The 20,708-nt window shown below is 37.8% G+C and carries 19 protein-coding genes and 1 rRNA gene; 14 read left to right on the top strand and 6 right to left on the bottom strand.

The window, feature by feature from the left end; all coding sequences use genetic code 11:
* The first annotated feature begins 8 nt into the window (after positions 1 to 8).
* Both V3I05_RS03930 and V3I05_RS03925 read left to right on the top strand, forming a co-directional pair.
* Complete coding sequence (locus tag V3I05_RS03930) at positions 9 to 1,103, top strand: dehypoxanthine futalosine cyclase (protein ID WP_295697740.1); 1,095 nt, start codon at positions 9 to 11, stop codon at positions 1,101 to 1,103.
* A complete protein-coding gene (locus tag V3I05_RS03925) occupies positions 1,103 to 2,404 on the top strand; it encodes a pitrilysin family protein (protein WP_343354074.1) in 1,302 nt (433 codons plus the stop codon). The genes V3I05_RS03930 and V3I05_RS03925 overlap by 1 nt, the downstream gene beginning before the upstream one ends.
* Before the next feature lie 568 nt (positions 2,405 to 2,972).
* Here V3I05_RS03925 and V3I05_RS03920 read toward each other — a convergent pair.
* The 5 genes from V3I05_RS03920 to V3I05_RS03900 form a co-directional block, all read right to left on the bottom strand.
* Positions 2,973 to 3,107 carry a hypothetical protein gene (locus V3I05_RS03920; RefSeq protein WP_295697736.1) on the bottom strand — a complete coding sequence of 45 codons (135 nt, stop codon included), beginning with the start codon at positions 3,105 to 3,107 and terminating at the stop codon, positions 2,973 to 2,975.
* Between the two features lie 168 nt (positions 3,108 to 3,275).
* Positions 3,276 to 3,416, bottom strand: a complete 141-nt coding sequence (locus V3I05_RS03915) for a hypothetical protein (protein ID WP_295697734.1) — start codon at positions 3,414 to 3,416, stop codon at positions 3,276 to 3,278.
* A 166-nt stretch (positions 3,417 to 3,582) separates the two neighbouring features.
* A complete protein-coding gene (locus V3I05_RS03910) occupies positions 3,583 to 3,720 on the bottom strand; it encodes a hypothetical protein (RefSeq protein WP_295697732.1) in 138 nt (45 codons plus the stop codon).
* Positions 3,721 to 3,963, bottom strand: a complete 243-nt coding sequence (locus tag V3I05_RS03905; RefSeq protein WP_295697730.1) for a TonB-dependent receptor plug domain-containing protein — start codon at positions 3,961 to 3,963, stop codon at positions 3,721 to 3,723.
* 128 nt (positions 3,964 to 4,091) lie between these two features.
* Positions 4,092 to 5,075, bottom strand: coding sequence for a Gfo/Idh/MocA family oxidoreductase (locus V3I05_RS03900; RefSeq protein ID WP_343354071.1), 984 nt, complete (start codon positions 5,073 to 5,075; stop codon positions 4,092 to 4,094).
* Between the two features lie 152 nt (positions 5,076 to 5,227).
* Here V3I05_RS03900 and V3I05_RS03895 point away from each other — a divergent pair, with 152 nt between their 5' ends.
* The 6 genes from V3I05_RS03895 to V3I05_RS03870 are packed head-to-tail and all read left to right on the top strand — an operon-like array spanning position 5,228 to position 13,096.
* The gene (locus V3I05_RS03895; RefSeq protein WP_343354069.1) at positions 5,228 to 7,813 is read left to right on the top strand and encodes a site-specific DNA-methyltransferase; all 2,586 of its coding nucleotides are present in this window, start codon (positions 5,228 to 5,230) and stop codon (positions 7,811 to 7,813) included.
* Between the two features lie 3 nt (positions 7,814 to 7,816).
* On the top strand, positions 7,817 to 8,380 hold the full coding sequence (locus V3I05_RS03890; protein WP_343354068.1) for a hypothetical protein: 564 nt from the start codon (positions 7,817 to 7,819) through the stop codon (positions 8,378 to 8,380).
* Positions 8,380 to 9,237 (top strand): hypothetical protein, encoded by an 858-nt coding sequence (locus V3I05_RS03885; RefSeq protein WP_343354067.1) that lies wholly within the window; start codon positions 8,380 to 8,382, stop codon positions 9,235 to 9,237. The genes V3I05_RS03890 and V3I05_RS03885 overlap by 1 nt, the downstream gene beginning before the upstream one ends.
* A 5-nt stretch (positions 9,238 to 9,242) precedes the next feature.
* A complete protein-coding gene (locus V3I05_RS03880) occupies positions 9,243 to 10,247 on the top strand; it encodes a virulence RhuM family protein (protein ID WP_343354066.1) in 1,005 nt (334 codons plus the stop codon).
* Positions 10,240 to 10,983, top strand: a complete 744-nt coding sequence (locus tag V3I05_RS03875; RefSeq protein ID WP_343354065.1) for a DEAD/DEAH box helicase family protein — start codon at positions 10,240 to 10,242, stop codon at positions 10,981 to 10,983. The genes V3I05_RS03880 and V3I05_RS03875 overlap by 8 nt, the downstream gene beginning before the upstream one ends.
* Positions 10,946 to 13,096 (top strand): type III restriction endonuclease subunit R, encoded by a 2,151-nt coding sequence (locus V3I05_RS03870; protein WP_343354063.1) that lies wholly within the window; start codon positions 10,946 to 10,948, stop codon positions 13,094 to 13,096. The genes V3I05_RS03875 and V3I05_RS03870 overlap by 38 nt, the downstream gene beginning before the upstream one ends.
* Positions 13,097 to 13,181: 85 nt before the next feature.
* On the opposite strand, the gene V3I05_RS03865 is transcribed toward V3I05_RS03870, so the two are convergent.
* Positions 13,182 to 13,553, bottom strand: a complete 372-nt coding sequence (locus tag V3I05_RS03865; protein WP_343354061.1) for a hypothetical protein — start codon at positions 13,551 to 13,553, stop codon at positions 13,182 to 13,184.
* A 154-nt stretch (positions 13,554 to 13,707) separates the two neighbouring features.
* Between V3I05_RS03865 and V3I05_RS03860 the strand changes: the two genes are divergently transcribed.
* The 6 genes from V3I05_RS03860 to V3I05_RS03835 all read left to right on the top strand — a co-directional run bounded on the left by V3I05_RS03860 (position 13,708) and on the right by V3I05_RS03835 (position 20,677).
* The gene (locus tag V3I05_RS03860; protein ID WP_343354059.1) at positions 13,708 to 14,391 is read left to right on the top strand and encodes an indole-3-glycerol phosphate synthase; all 684 of its coding nucleotides are present in this window, start codon (positions 13,708 to 13,710) and stop codon (positions 14,389 to 14,391) included.
* Positions 14,392 to 14,476: 85 nt separating this feature from the next.
* Positions 14,477 to 14,728, top strand: a complete 252-nt coding sequence (locus V3I05_RS03855) for a YfhL family 4Fe-4S dicluster ferredoxin (RefSeq protein ID WP_295697709.1) — start codon at positions 14,477 to 14,479, stop codon at positions 14,726 to 14,728.
* Positions 14,728 to 16,203 carry a Ppx/GppA phosphatase family protein gene (locus tag V3I05_RS03850; RefSeq protein ID WP_343354055.1) on the top strand — a complete coding sequence of 492 codons (1,476 nt, stop codon included), beginning with the start codon at positions 14,728 to 14,730 and terminating at the stop codon, positions 16,201 to 16,203. Before V3I05_RS03855 ends, V3I05_RS03850 begins: the two co-directional genes overlap by 1 nt.
* Before the next feature lie 12 nt (positions 16,204 to 16,215).
* Positions 16,216 to 17,310, top strand: a complete 1,095-nt coding sequence (waaC, locus tag V3I05_RS03845; RefSeq protein WP_343354054.1) for a lipopolysaccharide heptosyltransferase I — start codon at positions 16,216 to 16,218, stop codon at positions 17,308 to 17,310.
* On the top strand, positions 17,307 to 18,221 hold the full coding sequence (locus V3I05_RS03840; protein ID WP_300449119.1) for a lipid A biosynthesis lauroyl acyltransferase: 915 nt from the start codon (positions 17,307 to 17,309) through the stop codon (positions 18,219 to 18,221). The genes waaC and V3I05_RS03840 overlap by 4 nt, the downstream gene beginning before the upstream one ends.
* 671 nt (positions 18,222 to 18,892) lie before the next feature.
* Positions 18,893 to 20,677: ribosomal RNA gene (locus V3I05_RS03835) — 16S ribosomal RNA — on the top strand.
* Positions 20,678 to 20,708 lie beyond the last annotated feature (31 nt).

The following is a 20,708-nucleotide window of genomic DNA, read 5'->3' as shown; positions in this document are numbered from 1 at the left end:
GAGTAAAAATGAGCGATTTAAGAGGGCATTTGCCTACACACAATCAGCATAAAAATATTAAACGTGTGAGTGATAAAGAGATTTTAGATTTAATGCGATATGGGGATTTGCGAGAGCTAGGCAAAATGGCAAATGCTATCAAGCAGCAGCTTCACCCTGAGAACATCACCACTTTCATTATTGATAGAAATATCAATTATACCAATATTTGCTGGGTGGATTGCAAGTTTTGCGCGTTTAAGCGCAGGATTGGTGAGGAGGGCGTGTATATTTTAAGCTTTGAGGAAATAGATAAGAAAATTGATGAGCTTTTGGCCATTGGGGGGACGCAGATTCTATTCCAAGGGGGGGTGCATCCTAAGTTAAAGATTGAGTGGTATGAGGAGCTTGTCTCACATATCGCGCAAAAATACCCTATGATTACTATTCACGGCTTTTCAGCTATTGAGGTAAATTATATCGCTAAGGTGTCTAAAATCTCCATTCCCGAAGTGTTAAAGCGACTTCAAACAGCGGGGCTATCCTCTATACCGGGTGCGGGAGCAGAGATTCTAAGCGATAGGGTGAGAGATGTAATCGCCCCTAAAAAGCTTGATACAAAAGAATGGCTAGAGGTGCATAGAGAAGCACATAGAATCGGTATGAAAAGCACGGCTACGATGATGTTTGGCTCTGTGGAGAATGATGAGGATATTGTGGCGCATTGGTCGGCATTACGCGATTTACAAGATGAATTTGGCGGGTTTAGGGCGTTTATTTTATGGAGTTTTCAGCCTGATAATACGCCCTTGCAAAAGGAAATGCCTCATATCCATAAGGCTTCATCAAACCGCTATTTACGCCTTTTGGCGTGTAGTCGAATCTATCTTGATAATTTTATGAATATCCAAAGTAGCTGGGTTACTCAGGGCTCATATATCGGGCAGTTAGCCTTGCTTTTTGGGGCAAATGATTTAGGCAGCACGATGATGGAGGAGAATGTCGTATCAAGTGCGGGAGTGTGTAATTCGATGAATGCAAAAGAGATGATTGCACTTATTAAAGACATTGGCAGCCACCCGGCAAAGCGCAATACGGCTTATGAAATTTTGGAGCGGTATTAATGAAGTATATATTGAAATGGATAGCCATAGTTGCGATATTAGGAGGCAATATGAACGCACAAGACAACGAGCAAGTAAAGATAGATTCCGTAGAAATCAACAATGTGAGTGTGCCGCTCCTTTTTGAATCAAGTAAGAATCTGCCTGTGGGTGATGTGCAGCTAATCTTTGTAGGAGGCAGTGCGGACGCTCACATCGCAGGGCTTGGAGCGATGAGCGTGAATCTACTCAATGAAGGCACAAAAGAGCTAGGAAATGTGGCATTTGCGAACCGGCTAGAAAGCAAGGCTATTGGCTTATATGCGAGTGTGGGGCTGCAAACATTGAGCTTTGATTTATCTTTTTTGAAAGAATTTAGCGATGAGAGTTTCTCCCTCCTCTCTATGCTTTTATATGACCCTAACCTCACACCACAGGCATTTTCTAAGGTAAAATCTTTGATTTTAAACAAAATCGCACGAAATAAAGATAATTTTGATGATGTCGCAGAAAAAAACTTAAAAAGTATACTTTTTAAAGGCACGCCTATGGCGATACCTGTGCTTGGTGATGAAGAGAGTATAGAATCTATCACACTAGAGGATATAAAAGCCTTTCTAGCGCGAAATCTTGTTTTAAAAAGGCTGATTATTGTTGTGGGTGGGGACTTGCAAAAAGAGGAGTTAAAAAAGCAGCTTATTGCCACACTCTCAAAACTCCCTGTGGGCGAGGGTAAGGAGCGATTGCACTTTAGTGCTTCAAAAGAGGTAGATTCTATTATCGTAAAAAAGCCCACACAACAGGCTTTTATATACTTTGGTGCGCCTTTTGATGTAGTAGATAAGGAGAAAAATTACATCGCTAAGGTAATGAGCTTTATCCTTGGCGGTTCGGGCTTTGGCTCGCGCATGATGGAAGAAGTGCGCGTGAAAAGGGGCTTGGCATATTCTGCTTCTATGAGCATTAGCGTGGGTGGCGCGGCAGATTATGCAAGTGGGCATTTGCAAACAAAGATTGAGAGTAAAGACGAGGCAATAAAAGTGGTTAAAGAAGTAGTAAATGACTTTATTGCTAAGGGTGCTACACAGACAGAGTTAGACGCGGCTAAGGCATTTTTGCTTGGGAGTGAGCCTCTGCGGGAGGAGACACTATCTCAACGATTGGGCGCGAAATTTAGCAATTACTTTAGAGGTTTGTCCTTAGATAATCATAAGCGTGAATTAGCCTTGATTAAGGATTTGAGTCTAGAGGAGCTCAATGCCTATATCACATCGCATAAAGAGATTTTACAGATGAGTTTTAGTATAGTCGATGCGGAGTAAGCTTTGTCTTTCATTGCGGGGAAGTCATAGTTATTTGCCGAGGTGTAAGTGATAGTGGTGCTATCATTCCTAGTTAGCAGTTGCACTCGCATAGACATAATAATCCGTAAAGTTGTGATTTAAGAGATTAGAGATAGCAAAATTTGCACGAAGCTTTTTAGTGATATTATATTTACCCCTAAATGCAAAAGAAAAGAGGTCGGGTAGTGTTGGCTTATGCCAGGATTGAGAGTGAGAAACTTTGTTGTATAAGAGCGGGAAAAGACATTGCTCCTTAGCTGTTTAGCCTTTTGCTCCCTGCAAAGTTATACCTCCTAAGTCCCTATAGGTATAGCTTATTGCGCCATTAAATTTATGTCCTAGCACATCTGTGAGTGGCAAACCCTTGCTCTTACTTGAAGTAGATTCATTCTTATTCCAGGTATAAGAGAGATTAATGCTTAAGTCTCCTATGGTTGGCTATATCTATGGGCTTAAGTTGGGCAAATACCTCTACCCATAGCTTATAGCGGTATCGATATTATAGCGAGTTTGGCATCTTGGCACACTCTATCTACTTATAGTTGCGTCACAAATATATTCTGCGGGGAGAGGGGCACCTAGATTCATCACCGATTGAGGGAATCTTATTCCTAGAATCTGTATAGAATCCTGTGATTTCAAAGTTTGTGTAATTTGTCTCGTCATCGCGCGGTAAGCTCATAAAATTAATGCTCGATTGTAGTTTTAAGTTAGATTCCCATAAATAGGCGCAGATCCACCGCCTGTCCTAAAGTCTCACCCGAGAAGTGTGGACGTGATAGAGAGGGGGGGGGGTTATACCCTGTGCTTACTCAACCCTTAAAGGTCGAATCCCCGATAACGCTCCTTTTTAGTGCATTATAGACAAAATAGCCACGAGGAGAGGCATTAAAGGCAAATAAATCGGTGTAATTCCCCCTCCACCGATAGCAAAAAAGACTATCTGTAATTGCTCATTCATTTTCAGCAAAAAGGCTGAATTGATACTCATTAATGAATCCTTTGTGATCACCTCGTGAGAGAAGTCTAAATAGAGGCAATTGCTCTCATTTATATCATAGCTTATTCTGCCCCCGGTGCCATTGGTGTGAATGCCCCGCACCTATGTAGTTTCTCCCTGCGCTTAATGTGCCTGTGTATCCTTTAGGGGCAGGAAGCTAATTTACGCGAGGGTCATCGCTAAAGATTTCTTTTAGTCGCAGTTGCAGATTCCATTTTTTAGCAGAATCTAGCATTTCTGCGGTGTAGAGTGAAGCGGTATATGCCAAAATAGGACTGCTCCTGCAAAGTGGCATTTAAAGCCGCATTTGCATTCCATTTGTCAAAACTTCTTTTAGTGATGATATTGACCATTCCGCTCCGCTGATAGCATCTGTATCATAAATGGTAGAGGCATATCCTCTAATAATTTTGATTCTATCAATGATAGCAATAGGCGACATAAAGAATCGTTGAGAATAAGTAGAGTTTGGGAAAGTGGTGCTATTGATATCTTGCCTTGCGCCATCAAGGAGTATAAGAGTATAATCTGTTGGCATACCAAGGACAATATCAAACCAAAATTAAAGCAAAAATTAAAAAAATAGGAGACAATAAAGTATTTTGTAATATTTTGAATGAAGGTTGCTTGTTTTTGTGCAGGATATTATTGAGATTCTTAATCGAGTTATGTGTGTGAGATATATTCTAGGGCTTGTATGACGCGTAAAATATGCGCCTTGTCTGCTTGAGATTGGGGGCTGTGCTTGATATAGGGCTGAATCTGTGAGGCGAAATATGCAATGGAGTTATCTAAGGCTAGGGTTTTAGGTAGGATAGGGGTGTATTGGCTTCCTAGCTTGTATTCTACCATTTTTTGATAGAGACTATTTTTGTCAAATGGATCCTTTATCACCACGCCGCTATCAAAAATCGTGATTTTATCGCTCTTAGTTTCATCATAAATCGCACTTTTTTTGCTCCCTCCAATAATCATCTCCCGCACTTTGATAGGGCTTAGCCACGAGACATTGAGCGTAATGATGATATTGGATTCTAAGCGCAAGTTGATATTAGCTAGGGCGTCATTGGGGTAGTTAAGATATGTGGTTTTAAATGTCGAAGCTTCCTTGATATGCAGCCCTACAAGGTGGTCAATAATGCTTAAGTCGTGAATAGCTAAGTCCCAAATCACATCTACATTGCTTTGAAAAAGCCCCAGATTAATGCGTCTGGCGTTAATATAGACAATATCCCCAAAGCTTTGAATATGGCTTTTGAGATAGGCAATCGCAGGAGAGTGCAAAAATATATGGTCGCAATACAGCCGCACATTGTGAGAATCTGCCACATCATAGAGGGCTTTAGCCTGCGTACTTTGTGTAGCAAGAGGCTTTTCTACAAAAGTATGTTTGGCAGATTCTAAAGCGGCGTGAGCAAGGGCATAATGTGTATGTGGGGGTGTGATGATGAAAATGGCTTCAATGCTTTTATCCTGTAAAATCGCCTCATAGCTAGGGTAGGGTGTGAATGTGTAATGCGTGGCTGCTTCGCTTTGGGCTTGTGGGTCATCATCATAGATTGTGTGGAGGTGGAAAACGGGGCTATTATGCAGGGCTTTAGCGACATTTCGCCCCCAATATCCATAGCCAATAAGCGCACATTTTATCAAGCTGCAATCCTTTGCGATGAAAGAGTATGAGAGATGAAAATTTGCAAAAATTATAGAAAAACATATTGAAAAGTTGCCTTAAGCCTTAAAAGCTTGCAATAAGAGAAAATGGGCTATGATAATGATTTTAAAGTATGCAGGAGATTTTAAGTATGAACTACAAAAAAGCGTTTTATTCTAAGTTAGAGGATTGTTATTTGGGTGTGAAAATCAAGGATTTTCATCAAGGGAATGTTGCTAAAAGCGGCTTTAGCAATCTACTTAAAATCAAAGAGCAGTATTTCGCCCATATCAAAGCCTACTTAGATTCACAAATAGAGGGAGAGCCACAATCTCACGATATTTACAATAAACTTTACACTTTCTTTGATAGTTATCTTAATGAAAGTGGTACACCCTTTTTCAACGATACTCCTGCCTATAAAAACATCTATGCCAAAGTCTATAGCAACTCCAAAGACACAAGCCTCTTTTACAAAACACAAAATCTCTATTATGTGAAATCAGACACACTCTATCAAAGCCTTACCTTAAGCGATGAAAAGCAAAGTTATGAAGTCGCATTTGATGCGAGTGAATATAAGCAAAATTCTGATAACACGAAAAACAAAATTATTTTTAAATTGCATAGTATTCAAGAGAGTGATGAAAGCAAAGCACAGATTCTTATCAAAGTAAGCAACCAAAAAGACTTATTCCCAAATCTCAATAGTGTCTTTAAGCAAAATTCTAATGAGTTTAACGAGGATTTTTTAAAAGATTTAAAGCAAAATGCAATCCTTAAAAGTTATAAAATCAAAATTAACGAAGAAGAGCTAAAAAAAATCTTTAGAAGTTACAAGAAACAAAGCGAAATAGATTTCTTTATCCATAAAAATGCAAGAGAGTTTCTAAAAGAGCAGTTTGATTTGTGGATGTTTGACTATCTTTATAAAGAAAGTGCAATTCAAGAATGGAATAGAGAGATTATCGCACATTTGCAACGCATTAAAAATATCGCCTATGAGGTGATTAGGCTTATAGGGGATTTTGAAAATGAGCTAAAGGCTGTATGGCTAAAGCCCAAATTTGCAAAAAAGACAGAGTATGTTTTTAGTGTGGATAAGCTTAATCCAAATCTTATGGATTCCATAATAAACGACAAAGGCTTTAAATCCCAAATCAAAGAATGGCAAGAATTAAATCTCGTTGATGAGGATTTTAACAAAGAGGATTTATTGAGTAATGACAAATACCGCTATCTCCCCCTTGATACAAAGCACTTTACCAAAGAGACAAAATACAAGATTCTAAGCAGTTTTGAAAATTTAGAATCTGTGTTGAATGGCGAACTGATTAAAGCGGATAATTTTCAAGCTCTCAATTCCCTAATGCCAAAATATCAAGGTAAGGTAGATTTAATCTATATTGACCCGCCTTATAATACAGGGAGTGATGGCTTTATCTATGCGGATAATTTTAATCACGCTTCGTGGCTTTCACTGATAAATAATCGTTTAGAACTTTCAAAAGAGCTTTTAAATAATAAAGGAAGTATGTTTATAAGCATTGATGATAAAGAACAAGCAAGATTAAAGCTTATATGTGATGAAGTGTTTGGGGAGGAGAATTTTGTAGCAAATTTTGTGTGGAATCATAGAAAATCAGGACAAAATGATATAGATTTTACTTTATCTCATAACTATAATTTTACTTATTCAAAAAATAGAGATAATTTTAAATTTAAAAGGTTAGGGGCAAAATTAGATAAGTTTTCCAATTTAGATAATGATGCTAGAGGAGAATGGATAGCTGATCCATTTGATGCGCCAAATATTAGGCATAATTTGTCATATCCAATTACAAATCCAAAAACGAAAGAAGTTTTTTATCCCCCAAATGGTCGTTGTTGGAGAATGAGCGAGGAAAAGTTTTACGAAGCCTTAAAGGATAATCGCATTGTTTTTGGAAAAAATGGAACTTCAAAACCACAATATAAACGATTTAAATTTGAAGCAGAACTTAAGGGAGAAAATATTAATACCATTTGGTTAGATGTTGGCACTGCAACAGAAGGAACAAAAGAAATTCAAAGTATTTTTGGTGACAAGATTTTTGACACCCCTAAACCTGAAAAACTTTTAAAACGCATTGTAGAAATTGCAAGTAAGGATTCTAGTATTGTGCTTGACTTTTTTGCAGGAAGTGGCACGACTTTAGCGGTAGCACAAAAGTTAAAACGTAAATGGCTAGGCGTGGAAATGGGCGAACATTTTTATAATGTCATTATTCCTCGTCTTAAAAAAGTCATTGCGGGATTCCAAAGTGGAATCTCCAAAGAATGTGATTATAAAGGCGGTGGAGCATTTCGCTACTATGAGCTAGAATCCTATGAGGAGGCGTTAGCTAATTGTGAATATGTGCTTGAGTGTAAAGAGCCTCAAAAGGTAGAAAACAAAAATAACTACAAAGGCAAAGATTATGCTAAATGTGAAGCAATACTAGACTATCGCAAATCTCGCAAACTCATTGATAAACTTAATAAGGGAGAAAGTGTATGTTTAGATATGCACACAGAGTATAGAGAGGAGTTTGATATTTTTCACACTATATCAAATCTTATGGGTTGGAAAATCAAGCGATTATTTTTAGATTCCAAAGGTATAGAATCTTGTGAGTTTGATAATGGCGAGATTCTTAACTTAGATTCGTTAGACTTAGCCAAATACCCAAAACTAAAAAATCTAATATGGTGGTAGAAAATGGAATTATTTTTATTTATTTTTTACTTAATATATGTCGCAATGGCACTTACGCCACTTGTAGTGATATTTATATTGCAAAATAGAGATATACAAATGTTTATTTGTGAAAATATTGGTTTTAATAATCTCATTGCAGCTTTGTGTATAATCGTTGTTGCTTTATTGTCATCTCATCTTTATATCTATTGTGTAAAAAAATATTATCAAAACACTCAAAGTGAGCCAATGGAATGTAGTGAGGTTACAATCGCAGAACCTAAATATATTCCTGTTTATATTGCTTATTTTGTTATTGCTGTTAGTATTAATAATTTATTGATTTTTAGCGTTGTGTTTATTTTGATTTATTTGTTAATTTTAAAAGGTAAATTTTCATATTTTAACCCTTATCTTTTATTTTTGGGTTACCATTTTTATGAAGTATCCATAGATAGCAATCAAGAAAAATATGCTAAATATAAATTGTTTTTAATATCTAAACAAGCAATAAAAGATGTTAAGATTCACAATGAGCTTATAAGGTTAAATAACTTTACTTTTTTGGATAAAGGAGATAGATAGTGGCTAGAACAAATGTTTATGGGAAAGCAGGAAATAATTTTTACAAAGTTGCAGAACATTCTCTTGATAGTGTTTGGGACTATAGACTTGAGGAGGATTATGAGATTGATTTTGTAGAGCAAGGAGGAGGAAATTATGTGTTGGGCGAAAATGAAATATTTTTTATTAAAACTAAAGATGAGGACATAGGAGAGTATTTTGATAAAATGAAACAACCAAGTAGTTGTAATTCCATAACTAGGAATGCTTTAAAAAAGATAGAAACCATATATGTTTTTGAATCTATAAATGATAGATTTCACCTCTACATTCAACGAATAATGCCTTCAGCTAGAATTGAGAAGACTTATTTATCATTTAAACCAGATATTAGATTGGCTCATATTGAGACAAATAAAATCAGTATACCTATTAATAACTACACACATCTTTATTGGAGTCAAGAAAAACAAAAAATATATTTTAGAAAATTTAGCGATTTAGAGCTAGTATTGCCTAGTTTTTCTAAATATTATAGAGAAGCAACAAAAGAGGATATAGGGCTTTTTAAAAATAATGAAAAGTATCCATTTTTAAAAGTTCAAAATTTAGATGTTGAATCTTTGCCGAAAACAAAACTTAAAACGATTGCAATGATTGTTGATGAATTAGATAAGGTAAAAGAAAAATGGGAAGAATATAAAGCATATGCCTTGAAATACAAACAAGATTTTATTAAAGATGATAAGTTTGAGATTAATAATGCAAAAGATATAGACCATTTATCTGATATAGTATTTAGAAAGATTTATACTACAGAAGCAGGTGAAGAAGAAATAAGAATTACCAACTCGTATAAAACAATCCCAAACAAGTAAAATCTATGCCAAACCTCCTATTCTATACCACGCAAGATAAAAAAGTTAAGGTTGAGCTCTATGAGTTTGGCAAAAGCGTATTTTTAGCCCAAGATTCTATGGCAAAACTTTTTGACACCTCCAAATCTAGCATAAGCGAACATATCACAAATATCCTAAAAGAGGGAGAATTGCAGGCGGATTCAGTTATTCGGGAAATCCGAACAACTGCTCGTGATGGCAAATCCTACAAAGTGAAATTTTATTCTCTTGAGATGATTTTAGCTGTGGGCTTTCGTGTGCGAAGCAAAAGGGGTGTGCAGTTTAGAATCTGGGCAAACGAGCATTTAAGGAACTATTTACAAAAGGGCTTCATTATTGATAGCGATAGACTAAAAAATCCCAATGGCAGAAGTGATTACTTTGATGAGCTTTTGGAGCAGATTCGTGATATAAGAGCGAGTGAAAAACGATTTTATCAAAAAGTGCGCGAACTTTTTGCTTTGAGTGTGGATTATGACCCAAGCGATAAAGCAACACAGATGTTCTTTGCACAAACGCAAAACAAGCTTTTATATGCGATTACGCATAAGACTGCTGCGGAGCTTATTTGCGAAAGGGCGAATGCAAAGGAGCTTAATATGGGGCTAACAAGCTGGAAAGGTAATATTGTGCGCAAAGGCGATGTGATTGTGGCGAAAAATTATCTACATAAAGAGGAGCTAGATAGCCTGAATCGCTTGGTGAATGTATTTTTAGAATCCGCAGAGCTTAGAGTGAAAGATAAACAAACCTTGACTATGGACTTTTGGAGGCAGAATGTGGATTCTTTGCTTACCTTTCAAGGCAAGGAAATTTTAAAAGATAATGGCAGTGTTTCTAATGTGCAAATGGAGCAAGTCGCCTATGAGCAGTATGAAAAATTTAATCAAAAACGCAAAGAGGAAAATTTGCTTAAAGCGGAGAAAGAGGATAAAGAAATTTTAGAATCTACCTACAAAGCTTTGCGTAAAGGAAAAGCAAATGAGTAAAACAAAATCCGCACAAAAAGCAACTTTAGAGAAAAAGCTCATTCTTAAAGAAATCCTCTCAACAAAGATTCAAAACTTCGAATCCCTTTTTGCCCAATTAGAGTTAAGTAGCTTTTCTCATAGCATTGCATTGCAAGAATATCAAATCGCAGCCCTACAAAGTGCTATTGCCGCTTTAATCCTCTATACACAAAGCCCCAATTCTTTTTACCAAAGCTATTTAGAATGCGGATTAGAGGACATCACAAAAGAGCAAATCAACTCTGCAAGCTTTTGGATGGCAACAGGCAGCGGCAAAAGTATCGTGATGATAAAGCTTATCGCGCTTTTGCACGATTTATTTGCTGCAAAGCTATTGCCTCCTAAACCTATAATGTTGCTTGTGCCAAATGATAAGATTTTGGAGCAGTTTAAGGCGCATATCAAAGAATATAACGCATATCAGAGCAAAACAATTACATTAAAGGATTTAAAAGACTATGAAAGCGTGAGCTATGGAACTTCCCTTTTTGATGAAAATGTCGTGTTTATCGGACGCAGTGATTTGCTAGATACGAGCGAAAATGTGGGCAAGGATTCTAGGGCGAAGCGATTAAATTATAAGAACTTTTTAAGAGAATCTGGCTGGATTATGCTTCTTGATGAGGCACATAAGGGTGATAATAAAGATTCTGTGCGCAAAGGTTATATAAGGGAGATTGCAGAGGGCAAAAATAATAAGGGCTTTATTTTTTAATTTTTCTGCAACTTTTAGTGATAATTTTGATTTGCAAACTTGTGCGTTTAATTATAATTTAGAACGATTTAATTGTGAGGGCTATGGCAAAAATATCGTGGTGTTAGATTCTGATTTGAAAGCCTTTAGGGATAAGGAAAACAATGAGGAGCAAATCACTAGAATCTTGGAGAGCTTTATACTCTTTTGCGCGATGAAAAAGCATAGAGAAAACATAATGCAAGAATTTGCTTTAAAAAATAAGCCCCTTATCTACCACCAACCGCTGATTATTGCAGTTGCTGATAAAGTCAATACACAAGATGCGGGGATAAAGCTTTACTTTGAGGCGATTTTGCAGATTTTAAAAGGGGATAGAGATATTACACCTTTAGCGCGAAATCTCTATGAGAAACTTTCACAAAACCAAAACTTGTATTTTGATAAAAATCTAAGCTTAGATGAGGAATTTTTAGGGCTTGTTCAAACAATGGATTCTAAGACTCTAAGAAAAGAGATTTTTTATGCTAAAGAAGCTTCTATGATTGAGGCGTGCAGAATAAAGGGTAATACCAAAGAGATTGTCTTTAAGTCCAAAAATGCTAAAAAGCCATTTTTGCTTTTAAATATTGGGAGCATTAGGGAGTGGGAGAAGCAGTATTTGCAAAATCTTGGCGTTGAAAGTGGTGAGGACATTACAAGTGGATATTTTCAAAGCATTAATGAACAATCTTCACCGATACAAATTATGATAGGAAGCAAGGTATTTAGCGAGGGTTGGGATAGCAACCGCGTGAATATGATTAGCTTTATTAACATAGGCAGTAAAAATGCCAAAAAATATGTTTTGCAAACCATTGGACGAGGTGTGAGAATAGAGCCTTTCAAGGGAGTGAGAAAAAGGCTTGGGCAATGTGAGAAAGAGCTTGATTTTAATATGCGAGGGGATTTGCGCAATAAGGCTTTGGGCATCGAAACACTTTTTATAATGGCAACTCAAACAGAGGCGATAAAGGGGATTTTAGAGGGATTAGAGGAATTTATCCAAAGCTACCCCTTAAGTGGGTTTAGAAAAAGCAAAACATTTAAGCCCCTGCTTGTGCCAAAATATAAGGATTCCACAAGCTTACAAAATAAGCCTTATATTCTCTCACGATGTGATTTTGAGGAGTTGAAAAGTTATATAGAATCTTTTGATGAAGATGTGTTGCTTTTGAGTGAGAGCATAAGGGCGAAAGATTTGGGTTATAAAACATTATGTAAAATTAAAGAAAAAATGACAAATGATGGTAAGACACAAGCAATTGAAATTAGAGGGGATATACCAACGCTTAAAGCGGAGAATGCTTTGAGAGTTTTGGAGGGTTTCTTTAATGCCAAGAGCAAGGAATTTGAAAGGTTTGCAGAAATTGACAATGAAATTTGCCATTATGAGAGGTTTAGCTCCACACTCGATTCTATTATTGTAGAAGAGATGAATAAAAAGATTAGAGAGCTTGTAGCAAATCTTGGGGCAAAAAGTGAAGAGCAGTTAAAAATAGAGTTTGAGCAAGGAAAAATAGGCATTGATGAATATACAGAGGCTATCAAGCAAAGCACAAAAGAGCATAAAGTAGAGTGTTGCAACTATGAACTTAATACAGAATTAAAAGAACATTATTATAATCCTTTGGTCATAGACAAGAAAAATGATAGCAGAATTATTTATGCGATTAGAGAACCAAGCGAAATAGAATTTTTGCAAGATTTGCAGAAATATTTGCAAGATAACAATAACATCTTAAAGCAATACGATTGGTGTTTTAGTCGGATTGTAGAAAATGTGGATTCGATTTATATCCCTTATTTTGATTCACAAAATCAAGTGTATAGAAAATTCTATCCTGATTTCATCTTTTGGCTAAGGCATACACAAAGTAAGGAGTATAAAATCATTTTCATAGACCCTAAAGGCTTAGAACATCCAGCTAATACCATAGCTAAGGTTGATGGCTTTGAAGAAATATTTAAGGAATTTAAAGATGATAAGTTACCTGCAGTGTTTTTGTATTTTTATAACAAATCAGGCACAAATAGAATTGAGAAAATTGAGAAATTTATAAAAGAAAACATAAAGGACATTTTCGTGCATTAGTTTGGATATTGGGCAAAAAGGGGCATTAGAGCATTCATAAAATGCACACAAGCCAAAATGTGGAATCTGAAATCAAGGCGATGGACTATTTAACCTTATATTTTTTTATTTCAAAGGTGATAAATCCACAATGCCGACATTTAAAATAATCCATTTTTTCTTCTACTTGGAAGATTTCTCCATCTAGCGTATCATCAACATCTTTTTTGCAGTATGAGAGAGCACTCTGTGAGGATATATCATTACCGATAAATTCTAACTTGAAGCTTTTGTGGCAATGTGGGCAATATGTTTTCTGTTTGGTATAAAGATACATCATCAAGGTTATTATAATAGGCACAGGAGCAAAGATATAGGCAAGATAAGAATTTTGCAAATAAATACTTGCAAAAGCCATAATGCAAATAAGCATTAAACTTGACAATAAAAAAAGATGTTCTTTTGTCTTTTTATTCATATTCCCCCATTGCAATGGCTGCGCTACGATAATCAAAAATACAACACAAAAATCTGCTGTATTATATCCCCCCCCCCCCTAATAAATTCTTACTTGATACAAAAGAATATGCTAGAATTCGCCATTTAACCCAAAGCTACATAAGGATAGCCAAATGCACATCACACAAGAACAGATTGCAAACGCTAAAGCATCTCTTAGGACACGAATGGCAATGATTGACTTTGATACATTAGGGCGGACATTGGCTTATAGCCCGTATATGCCCCGCGCCAATAAAGAGTTTTTTATCCGCAATGAGCGGCAAAATACGCCAAAACTCGCCCATACCTTTCATATAGAATCCACCACAGATACAAGCTCACTGCTTTATCAAGCCACGCAAATGGAGGAGGAAACACATTTTGATGCCTATGTGCTAAATCTATGCCCCCAATACACCCAAGAAAGCGCCAAAGATCCTATGCAGCATTTAGAATCTATCTCTTTGCTCCGCCGCCACAGCACATTGCCCATCATTCATATTGATATATTTATAGACAAGTATCAAATTTTAGAATCTGCTCTTTTTGGTGTGGATACACTGCTTATCCCTGCGGCACCGCTTGAGGGTAAGGCACTTAAAGAGCTACTTAACTTTGCAAGACGTTTGGAGTTTGATGTATTTGTGGGAGCAGATAATAAAGATGAGCTGAAAAAAGCCATTTTTAGCGGTGCGGATATGCTTTTCCTCCCGCAAGAAAATTTTAAAGAACTCTTAAGTCTTGTGCCAAATACCCAGGTTATTGCTACTAATCACCCCAATGAATATGGCGTAGATATATGGCTTAGGGGTTAAAAGCCAAGAGTTAAGCGGACTTTAAAGAACCTTTGGTTAAAAGGTATGATTTTTTCTTTACAATAATCATTGGGAGTGTCAAAGAATGGCTTTAATGATAAATAATGAATGTATCGCGTGTGATGCGTGTGCTGAAGAATGTCCTAATGGTGCGATTGAGGAGGGCGATCCGATCTATAGTATAGATCCAGATATATGCACCGAATGTGTGGGAAGTTATGATGAACCAAGTTGTTTGTCCGTATGCCCAGTAGATGCGATTGTACCAGATCCTGATAATATAGAAAGCATTGAAGAATTAAAATATAAGTTTGAAACCCTGCAAAGAGGGGAATAATGGCAAAAATTACCTCTGTTATAGACATTGGATCAAATTCTGTGCGTATGGCAATTTTCCGTAAAACTTCACGTTTTGCCTTTCATTTGATTTATGAAGTGAAATCTAAAGTACGCATTTCGGAGGGCTGCTATGAATCGGGTGGGATTTTGGGTGAAGTGCCTATGGAGAGAGCGATTTGTGCCCTTAAAGAATTTGTGCAAATCTCCAAGGCACATAAAAGCCGCAAAACTTTTTGTGTAGCCACTTCCGCATTAAGAGATGCACCCAATGCGCGGGTGTTCTTAGAGCGGGCAAGGCGCGAATGCGGTCTTTCTATCAAAGTCATTGATGGCAAAAAGGAGGCACTTTATGGAGGGATTGCCTGCGCGAATTTATTGCATTATAAAGATGGGATTACTATTGATATAGGTGGAGGAAGCACAGAATGTGCCCTTATAGAAGATGGCAAAATCATCGATCTTATCTCACTTAATGTCGGCACTATTCGCCTAAAAGAGCTGTTTTTTGATAAGGAGAACAATATACAGGGGGCTATTACATTTATCCAAGAGCAGCTTAAAAGCATTCCTTCACATTTTAAGCACGAGCGTGTTTTTGGTGTGGGTGGGACGATTCGCGCGCTTTCAAAAATGATAATGAAACACAAAAAATATCCTATTGCAGAAGTGCATGGCTATGAGGTTGATGTTGCACAGAATCTTAAATTTTTTGAGAAAGTCTCTCACGCCTCACTTGATAAACTCGCCGATATAGGTGTGCCACCAGATAGGATTGATAATATTCGGAGTGGGGCGTTGATTTTGCAAATGTTTCTTACGCATTTTAATGCAAAAGAGATTATCACGAGTGGGGTAGGTGTGCGTGAAGGTGTGTATTTAAGTGATTTATTACGTGGGCATAAAAATACCTTTCCCAAAGCCTTTAATCCCTCTATTAGTGCGATAGAAGATCGATTTATGCTTGATAAGAAATATGCAGAGATGACTCGTAGGGAATCTCTAAAGATTTTTGATACACTTTTCCCTATGCACAAGCTTGATGAGCAGTGTAAAAAGCTTTTAAATACGGCTTCATATCTCTCAAGCATTGGGCGGATTCTCAATTTCTATAATGCAGATAAGCACGGCTCATATTTTTTACTTAATGCCCTTGAATATGGTTTTTCTCACGTAGAGCGTATGAGTATTTGCTTACTTGTGGAATACAGTGGCAAAAAAATCCCCCAAGATGAGAATATTAGGCATATTAGCGATATGATGCCTAAACTTTTGAGTTTGCAGTGGCTTAGCTTTATGCTTGCTCTTGCGGAGACACTTTGTCGTGGTGAGGGGAATTTGCAGATTCGCTATGAATATATCAAATCTAAAACTTTGAAGATTTATACCGCTACTGATTTGTACCTCGCACGTGAAAATATTAGTAAGCTTCACAAGCCAGAGCCATTGAATATTGAGTTTATTAAAACATTTTAGAGGGGCTTAACAATGGAAGTGCAAAATGCGCCTATTAATATTAGCTTTTTGCGACTTTCAAGCCTTGGAGATGTAATAGTAGGAGCGTGTGTGCTGCCTTTTGTGAGAGCATATTTGCAGCGGCAATATCCGCAAGGTGTGCGTTTGCATTGGGTAGTAGATGATATGTTTGCCGCAGTATTGGCAGATAGCCCTTGTATTGATAATCTTGTTCGCATTCCACTCAAAAAAGGCGGGATAAAAGCCATTCCGCGCATTATGAGGATGCTACAATCTTTAGAATCTTGTGAGAAGCTTATTGATTTGCAGGGTTTAATCAAATCCGCGCTATGTGGGAGTTTCATTCAAAAAGGTGAGTTTTGGGGCTTTGCAAAAGATTCTATAAAAGAGCCTGTGGCAAGTATATGCTATACGCATAAGGTGCATATTCCTTATAATGAGCATATTTTAAAACGTAATCTTAGCCTTGTAAATGCTGCATTGGGCATAGATGAGGTCGATGAGAGTATATTTTATGCTAATCGCTCTTGTGCCTTTGGATTCACACAAGGAGCGCAAACGCAGATAGAGGATATTTTAAGAGAATCTTGTGTAGGAAGCTCACAAATGAAGAGAGATAAAGCCTCATATATCTTGCTTGTGCTTGAATCATCTTTAGAATCTAAGACCTACCCGCTAGATTTGTTTGTAGAAGTAATTGATGGGCTTTTGGATTTGAAGCCGCATATACATATTTTACTTTTGCAGCATAGCACGGATAAGGCAGGACGTATAAAAGAACGTTTTGCTACACAAGCGCGAGTAGTGGCTTTACCCCCTCTTTCAATAGACTTGCTTAAGGCATTGATGACAAAAGTCGCTCTAGTGATTGGTGGGGATACGGGTGTTACGCATTTGGCTTGGGCTATGCAGAAAGCTTCTCTTACCCTATATGGCAATACAGCGCCAGAACGTTTTGCGCTTAATAGTCTTATTAATCGCTTTTTGTGTGGAAGTGAGAGGGCGAGTTATAAAAAAGATGATTTTTGTATTGCAAATATCGCTCCAAGCAGTATTTGTGCGAGTGTAAAGGATATATTAGATTCTATAATCGAGGATAGCAAATGAGTATTACAGCAAGGATTCTAAAAATAATTACTGATAGTATAGGTTTTTGCTTGGCTAAAATGCCTCATTGGCTCTTTGTCTGGCATATCAAGGTGTTAGCTACCATAATGAGAATCTTCGATAATAGGCGGCATAAGGATGCAAGGGCAAACCTAGATTTTGTCTATGGGGAGCAGATGAGCGAAGAGCAAAAGTGTAAGATTATTAAAAAATGCTATGAGAACTTTGCCTTTGTGCTGCTAGAGACCATACGTGTGGCGTTTATCCCTATGGAGAAATATATGCAGTGCTTTCATCTTATCGACGAGCATTATCTTTTAGATACGTTGCATAAGGATAAAGGTGCGATAAGTATATCGGCGCACTATGGATATTGGGAAGCGATAGCAAGCGCGCTACCTCCCCGCTATACGTGGTGTAATATGGCATCTCTTGGGCGTCTAACACCATTTGATGCGATTAATCAAATGATTATTGCACGGCGAGAGTTACAAAAAGTAAAGTTTATTGATAAAAAGGGTGCGTTTAAACATTTATTGAAGCTTTATGGCGGCAGTAACCCGCTCGCAGGGATTCTTGTCGATCAAAATATTTCAATACAAGAGGGAATATGGATAAACTTTTTTGGCAAAAGGGCTACGCATACAACGATTGCTTCAGTGCTTTCAAGACGCTTTAATATGGGTATAGTGCCTATAATGATTAGTATTAATGAGGGCTATAAGAGCTTTGAAGTGCGGTATTATCCGCCAATTTATTGCAAAAAAAGCGAGGATAGTAATGCAGATATTTTAGAGGCGACACAGGCTCAAGCTGATGTGATAGAAAAGGCGATAAGGGAGAAGCCAGAAGATTGGTTTTGGTTTCATAAGCGTTGGAAATCGGCTTATAAAGAAATTTATAGTAAATAAGCCCACTTTAAGCTTTATATCTGTAATATTGCGTTCCCATTTGATTGAGCTTCTAGTCTCTTCTTGTAGGTTTTTCGTCAGTTTATAGTTTTTAGTTTTTCTTTAATAAATCACTAAAACCATAATCTAATGTCTAAAATCTATGATATTTAGGATAATGAAGCAAGTTCAAGATTTTAACTAAAACTTGAATACTAGTCTTATGGTTGTTCTTTATCAATATAATCAATGTTTGTTTAGCTTTTAATGTAGAGAGCTTCAAGGTTTTTAGCTTGATTATATTTGGTGCGATCTTTGACATCTAAGCAAGAAAATGAAGTGTTTTGTTACTTTTATAGAGAATAAAAACTTGTATTTTCTTAGTTCATTTCTATACAACTCAATTATGACTTTGAGTAGATTCTAAAAGATGAAACCTTTGCTTCTTTAAAGAGAGCAGAAGGCTTAAGTCATAGAATCTATACTCTAGTCTTTGTGATAAGAGAGACACTAAGAGATAGGACAAGCTTAAACCTTATGGAATATGTTTATGGATATAGAGATATAATGTTTTATACTTTAATATTGCATAGTTTTGATAGAGATTGAATCTATTTTCATAGAAACAGTATCTATACTTTAAATGGAGAGTTTGTATCATATTTATTTATGATTCAAGCTTCCCCATAATTCTTATGGAGAGTTTGATCCTGGCTCAGAGTGAACGCTGGCGGCGTGCCTAATACATGCAAGTCGAACGATGAAGCTTCTAGCTTGCTAGAAGTGGATTAGTGGCGCACGGGTGAGTAACGCATAGGTTATGTGCCCTTTAGTCTGGGATAGCCACTGGAAACGGTGATTAATACTGGATACTCCTTACGAGGGAAAGGGACTCTCAAATAAAAATTCAGTTTGTGGCGGCTTTTTAAGGAGTGAGAACATTGCTTCACTGCGGCGTATGTTTAATACGCCTCATTCGCAATAACCTCACAACCTTAAAAATTCACACACAACCTTAGAATTTTTCAATGCTTTGTAGATTTTGTAGGATTCTAGGGTTTTAGATGAGAAATACTTGTTGTGCAGGAAAAATCGTAGCGTAGCATACTCCTTGTATGTGAGCGAGATTTTTACAAACTCAAGTATTTATCGCTAAAAACCGAATTCTTATTTGAGAGTCTCCGCTAAAGGATCAGCCTATGTCCTATCAGCTTGTTGGTGAGGTAATGGCCCACCAAGGCTATGACGGGTATCCGGCCTGAGAGGGTGATCGGACACACTGGAACTGAGACACGGTCCAGACTCCTACGGGAGGCAGCAGTAGGGAATATTGCTCAATGGGGGAAACCCTGAAGCAGCAACGCCGCGTGGAGGATGAAGGTTTTAGGATTGTAAACTCCTTTTGTGAGAGAAGATAATGACGGTATCTCACGAATAAGCACCGGCTAACTCCGTGCCAGCAGCCGCGGTAATACGGAGGGTGCAAGCGTTACTCGGAATCACTGGGCGTAAAGAGTGCGCAGGCGGGCTTGTAAGTCAGATGTGAAATCCTGTAGCTTAACTACAGAACTGCATTTGAAACTATGAGTTCAGAGTGTGGGAGAGGTAGGTGGAATTCTTGGTGTAGGGGTAAAATCCGTAGATATCAAGAGGAATACTCATTGCGAAGGCGACCTACTGGAACATTACTGACGCTCATGCACGAAAGCGTGGGGAGCAAACAGGATTAGATACCCTGGTAGTCCACGCCCTAAACGATGAATGCTAGTTGTTGTGGAGCTTGTCTCTGCAGTAATGCAGCTAACGCATTAAGCATTCCGCCTGGGGAGTACGGTCGCAAGATTAAAACTCAAAGGAATAGACGGGGACCCGCACAAGCGGTGGAGCATGTGGTTTAATTCGAAGATACGCGAAGAACCTTACCTAGGCTTGACATTGATAGAATTTGCTAGAGATAGCGGAGTGCCCTTTTAGGGAGCTTGAAAACAGGTGCTGCACGGCTGTCGTCAGCTCGTGTCGTGAGATGTTGGGTTAAGTCCCGCAACGAGCGCAACCCTCGTCCTTAGTTGCTAGCAGTTCGGCTGAGCACTCTAAGGAGACTGCCTTCGTAAGGAGGAGGAAGGTGAGGACGACGTCAAGTCATCATGGCCCTTACGCCTAGGGCTACACACGTGCTACAATGGGGTGCACAAAGAGACGCAATACTGCGAAGTGGAGCAAATCTCTAAAACATCTCTCAGTTCGGATTGTAGTCTGCAACTCGACTACATGAAGCTGGAATCGCTAGTAATCGCAAATCAGCCATGTTGCGGTGAATACGTTCCCGGGTCTTGTACTCACCGCCCGTCACACCATGGGAGTTGTATTCGCCTTAAGTCGGAATACTAAATTGGTTACCGCCCACGGCGGATGCAGCGACTGGGGTGAAGTCGTAACAAGGTAACCGTAGGTGAACCTGCGGTTGGATCACCTCCTTTCTAGAGATACGTTAAAGCATTCGTTTGTTTT

Origin of the sequence: Helicobacter mastomyrinus (assembly GCF_039555295.1) — a bacterium.
GTDB lineage: Bacteria > Campylobacterota > Campylobacteria > Campylobacterales > Helicobacteraceae > Helicobacter_C > Helicobacter_C mastomyrinus.
Note: the sequence above shows the minus strand (reverse complement) of the source record. Positions and strands in the feature narration are given on the sequence as shown.